This window comes from Pantoea sp. GbtcB22 (assembly GCF_019091025.1).
In the GTDB taxonomy this organism is placed as follows: domain Bacteria; phylum Pseudomonadota; class Gammaproteobacteria; order Enterobacterales; family Enterobacteriaceae; genus Pantoea; species Pantoea leporis.
Window position 1 is genome coordinate 1 of the sequence record NZ_JAGXKB010000932.1, and the last position, 233, is coordinate 233.

1 protein-coding gene is annotated in these 233 nt (G+C 51.9%); it reads left to right on the forward strand.

The features are described 5' to 3' along the window. The coding region (locus KVT28_RS27075) for a BcsE family c-di-GMP-binding protein (protein WP_217551424.1) at positions 1–233 on the forward strand (233 nt) is incomplete at both ends.

The following is a 233-nucleotide window of genomic DNA, read 5'->3' on the forward strand; positions in this document are numbered from 1 at the left end:
CCGCTTACGGCGCAATGGAAATTGTTTATCGAAAATGAAAGCGTGTTCTCGCGTGCGCACCAGCCGAATGCCGCCACGGTCAACTTTACTCTGGTTCATAATCAAGACATTAGTTCTTTAGCAACGATGGTCCATAGTTTGCGGCGCTCACGCGGTAACGCGCTTAAGATTGTGGTGCGCGAAAACAGTACCACGCTACGCTACAGAGATGAGCGTTTGCTGCTGGCCTGCGG